Here is a 4,394-nt window from a genome sequence, read left to right on the forward strand (position 1 = left end):
TTTTTTTCAAGCAGAAGACGGCATACGAGATCGGGACGGGTGACTGGAGTTCAGACGTATGCTCTTCCGATCTGGCCAGTTCGGCCTGCAGCAGTGCCAGGCGCAGGCGGTCAATGCGCTGCTCGCCCACTACGGCTACCCCAGCCGGGGCGGCGTACAGTTGAGCAACGGTCATAAGGCCTTGCAGGTTCACGCCGGTGCCATTGCCATAAAGCAGCTGAGCTTCTTCCGCCATGTTGAGGCCATAGCGTGCACGACCGTCGATATAGCTCTGGAGTGCCTTGGCATCGTCCAGCATCTGGCGGCTGGCTTTGAACAAGTGGGCGATGGTCCGCACGTTCGCAGTGGCCAGGCCGAACGTCAGGTCGGAATACGGCTTGGCCGTGGTCTCCGCCACAGTACGGGCGTTGTTGGTGAAGCCGGTTTCACGCACGTACTCGATGGAGTTCGATTCGGTGGTGCCCGGTGCAACCAGGTCGCGTACGGTCAGTCGGCGTTGAGGCGGGGCAATGATCCCCGGCAAGCGCTGAGTCTGCACCAGGTCACCGCCGGTTGCGGTGGTGATCGCCGCGCGCGGCACGGAGACACGACGAGAGCCGCGGAAGGACGAGTTCATGTCCTTCATTTCTTCGCTTTCGATTACGAGAGCGCCTACCGATTTCTGCGGCTCTTCCTGATGGTTGCGATCCCGGCTTGCATTCACAAGCTTTTGCTCGGCCTCGCCCAAGCGGGCCTGCAGCTCGCCCTGCTTGGTCAGCAGTTCATCGACCTTGGCGCGAGTTTCCGTATTCATTTCACCGGAAGCCTTGATTTGCTTCTCGGTCGCCTCGGCCTGGCTTTTGATCTGATCGCCAATGCCCTTCAGGCTGGCGTTGAGTTCCTTGACTTGGGCTTCAAAGTCCATGGTCACTTTCCTTTCAGAGAATTGAGGAGATTGGTTGCCGCGCTCAGAGAGGCGGAGAGGTCTGGCGCGACAGCGCTAGGCTTGTCGGGCGGGGCAGCGTTATGCGTACCCCCGCCGGCAGCGCGAGGCATGCCGGACTTAAAATTGGCGAACAGTTCGCGGCGCTCAGAACGAGGCATTCCAGCCTTCGCCAATGCGACGTCCATGGCCTTGAGCGCATTGCTCTGCGTCGACTCTTCGGTCTCGCGCTCGGTGATCTCGGTTGACGACAGGACGCCGGTAGCCAGGCCCAGTTCCACAGCTCGCTTGCCACGGATGAAGGTCTCGTCATCCATCAGTTCGGCCATGTCGTCGACAGCTTGGCCGCTGGTTTCGGCATAGAGGTCGGCCATCGCGGCATCGAACTCCTGCATGTCATCAGCCACATCGCGCAGGTAATGACGGTTGCCCGCGAGGAACGTCCAGCAGTTGTGGATCATCAGGAAGGCGCTGCTGGCCACCTGCCGGTCGCTTCCGGCCAAGTAGATGATCGATGCGGCGCTGGCAGCCATGCCAAGCACCTTGGTGGTGACCTTGTGGCTGTGTTCTTTCAGACGGTTGTAGATGGCGATGCCTTCGAACATGTCACCGCCAGGCGAGTTGATGTAGACGGTTACATCCCGCTCACCGATGGCCCGCAGAGCGGCATCGATTCGTTTTAGCGTGACGCCCTCGCCGTACCAGTCTTCACCAATCACCCCGTACACCGTGATGGTGTCCGAGGTGTTTTCAACGGCCGCCTGGATCGCGGGATTCCATTTGTCGAGCGCGCGCGGGCTCATCTCGCTGCGCAGGCCGCGAGACTGGATCTTGTGCTTCATGGATTACTCCCGTGATTTACTTTTCCGGCTGTTGGAGCCAGTTCATCAGAGCGGCCCTTGCGGCCTGGCTATCGTTTTGCTTGCCCAACTGGTCAAGTGGCACCAGGTTGGATTGCACGGTCAGTACATCGCCACCCGGCATGCTCGGAAGGTTTTCTTTCCGCCGACCCTCGTTTCGGGTCATGTAGCCGTTCTGCCCCATCGTGCTGAGATAGGCTGCACGGCCGGCGCTGTCCGCACGCAGGAACGCTTCAAGTGAGTACTCGGCGTAGAACTTGATCCGGTCAACCGCCGTCATGCACCACTTGTTCACGCACTGCTCGATCGGCGCCGTGAAGGACATGATGCAGTACGTGAGAAACGCGATCTGTTGTTGCTCCAGGCCGGTGCCCCAGTTACTGCCCTTGTCGGTCTTCATCACCATCCAGGGGGGAACGCCGAACCATCGGCAAATTTCCTCAACGCTGTGTCCTCTCGACTCCAGCAGCTGTGCATCGGCAGGATTGATACCGATCATCTCCGGCTTCACGCCCTGCTCAAGCACTGGGCTCTTGCCTGCGTTCAATGCTCCGGAGATTGTCTTAACGTACTCACGAAACTCGACGCGCTGAGCGGGGTTTAGCGTCTTGTCGACCGAAAAAGCGACTGTGGGCATCATGCCGTTGCGGAACGTACTGTTGGCGGCATCATCTGCGGACATCGCAGAACCGAACACATCCGCGCCGTACCGAATAGCAGAAAGGCCGACTCGGCCATCCAGGGTGAATGCTGGGATGTGCAACATGTCCTGCCGCTGGATCTCTCGGCGGGCTCCCTTTCGGGGCCTAAAGAAATACCTGAGTCGTCCATCGTCGTCGAACTCAAGGTCGACTCTCGACGGCATTAGGAAGTCCAGGGCGATGACGCGCCCGGCAGAGCGATGGATCTCGCAGTAGGCGTTGCCCCACAGCAGCATCGAGGCGACGACGGCCTGCCAGAAATGGAAAGCAGCCATGTCTTCGTTGGGGCTGTTGTGCACCACATCGTACAACGGGAAGTCGCGGGCGCTCTCTCGGCTACCATCGGGCATCCGCCGGTAGATGCTCAATGGCAAGCCGGCTACAGAAGTCGAGATGATACGGACGCATGCCCACACGGTAGACAGGCGCATGGCCTTGTCGACGCTGACTGACTTACCACTACTGGACTGGGCACCGTTAAAGGCACTCCAGAAACCTCCGTCCGACAGCTTGATAGTCTTGCCCAGCCATTCACTCATACTGGCTGATGGCTTGGTGGCAGCAGCGCCCAATGCCTGGGATAGGGTTTTAATCACTGACAAGCCCTCTGCGGATGAAGCCGGCGATGCAGAAGAAGCTCAGTGATCCCGCCAACAAAGCCCAGCCGGTACCAGCCAACAGCCAGACCCCGCTGCATGCCAAGCAGAAAGCGACCACTGCGCAGGCGATGAAAATATGAAATGCGTTCATGCGATCAGTGGGTCCCGAATACCAGCCATGAAGTTGTCCATTCCCCCGCGTCCTTCTGGATTGAGGCTGAGCAGTGAAACGGCGTTGAATGTGGCCATCAATGGGTCAATCTTGGCGGTGCCCGAGGCCTGCTTGTTGATCAGGAAGGCGTTGGCCGACGGAACGCCTTTGGCGTTACCGCATGACCAGGCCATAAGCGGCTGACCGCAATGCAGCAGGGTGCCTTCCGCGAGCTTTCTCTCTGTCGTCTTGATTGCACCAGTCAGCTTCCAGCCCTGTGAAATACCGACGATCTTGTCTTCCTCGACTCCCGCGTCAGCCAAGGCATCGAGAACAGAGCCAATGCCAGCGGGGTCGAGCCCAACCTTGTCCAACAGACCAGTCTCATTGATGCGGGCCACTATGGCTGCGAACTGCTCAACGTCGTCGCCGATCCTTTTCACGATGGTCAGATCACCAGCTGACTCAAGGTCTTTCAGTCGGGGGGCTTCCGACTTGCGCCGTTCAAGCACTGAAGGGTGGGCCCAGGCATGAGCCCAGTGGAACCACCTACGCGACCCCGTCTCCCGCCCTAGGACTGCTAGGCCAAGTAAATCGTCAAGGCCGCCCCCGTCACCGCCAACATCGATCACCTCACACCGCTTCAGTATTTCGTCCAGGCTGAGCCAAGTAACGCCTTGCGGTTCCCAGAATTCAGCGCCGACCCAAGCGTCGGACATCAAAGCAAGACCGATCTCGATATTCAGGTGCTTGGCCAGGAAGCCGCGTAGCTCTGCTTCTCCATCGATCTCCGCCTGCATGAACAGGCGCTCAAGCGTCGGGCGGTCGACCGAGAACCCCATGTTGGGGTTCACCAGGTGGAAGTTCTCCGGCCTGCGGGCTGCACCGCTGTCGATCATCTCCTTCGAGAATTCGTAGATGATCGGCAAGAAACGATTGTCGTTGATGCGGCCATCGCGCACGCCGCGCGCATAGTTCAGCTTCGACCGGAACACACCAGCCGGCGGCTCGTTCGATTGCGTGGTCAGCCAGATGACGAAGCCTTCTGGCCTGGATAGCAGGCCACCCGTGGCCTCTCGAATCATGTCAGCCGCTTTCGGGTTCTTGCCGAACAGCCAGGCCTCATCGATTAGCACGCCAACGGCCTTCTTGCCACCCACC

General features: G+C 59.4%; 3 protein-coding genes. All 3 read right to left on the reverse strand.

All coding sequences use genetic code 11. The features are described 5' to 3' along the window. Positions 1 to 906 precede the first annotated feature (906 nt). Positions 907 to 1,764, reverse strand: coding sequence for a head maturation protease, ClpP-related (locus APH42_RS28560; protein WP_060494734.1), 858 nt, complete (start codon positions 1,762 to 1,764; stop codon positions 907 to 909). A 16-nt stretch (positions 1,765 to 1,780) separates the two neighbouring features. Continuing rightward, on the reverse strand, positions 1,781 to 3,022 hold the full coding sequence (locus APH42_RS28565) for a phage portal protein (RefSeq protein ID WP_263857501.1): 1,242 nt from the start codon (positions 3,020 to 3,022) through the stop codon (positions 1,781 to 1,783). A gap of 207 nt (positions 3,023 to 3,229) precedes the next feature. Beyond that, positions 3,230 to 4,394: terminase TerL endonuclease subunit (locus APH42_RS28570; protein ID WP_060494736.1), on the reverse strand; the 1,165-nt coding region annotated here is incomplete at its 5' end.

It is taken from the genome of Pseudomonas sp. NBRC 111140 (assembly GCF_001320885.1).
GTDB classification, from domain to species: Bacteria; Pseudomonadota; Gammaproteobacteria; order Pseudomonadales; family Pseudomonadaceae; genus Aquipseudomonas; species Aquipseudomonas putida_P.

What these genes read in the sequence shown, in the direction of transcription:
- APH42_RS28560 (WP_060494734.1), bottom strand. Translation starts at nt 1,764, where the DNA reads ATGAAGCACAAGATCCAGTCTCGCGGCCTGCGCAGCGAGATGAGCCCG.
- APH42_RS28565 (WP_263857501.1), bottom strand. Translation starts at nt 3,022, where the DNA reads ATGAGTGAATGGCTGGGCAAGACTATCAAGCTGTCGGACGGAGGTTTC.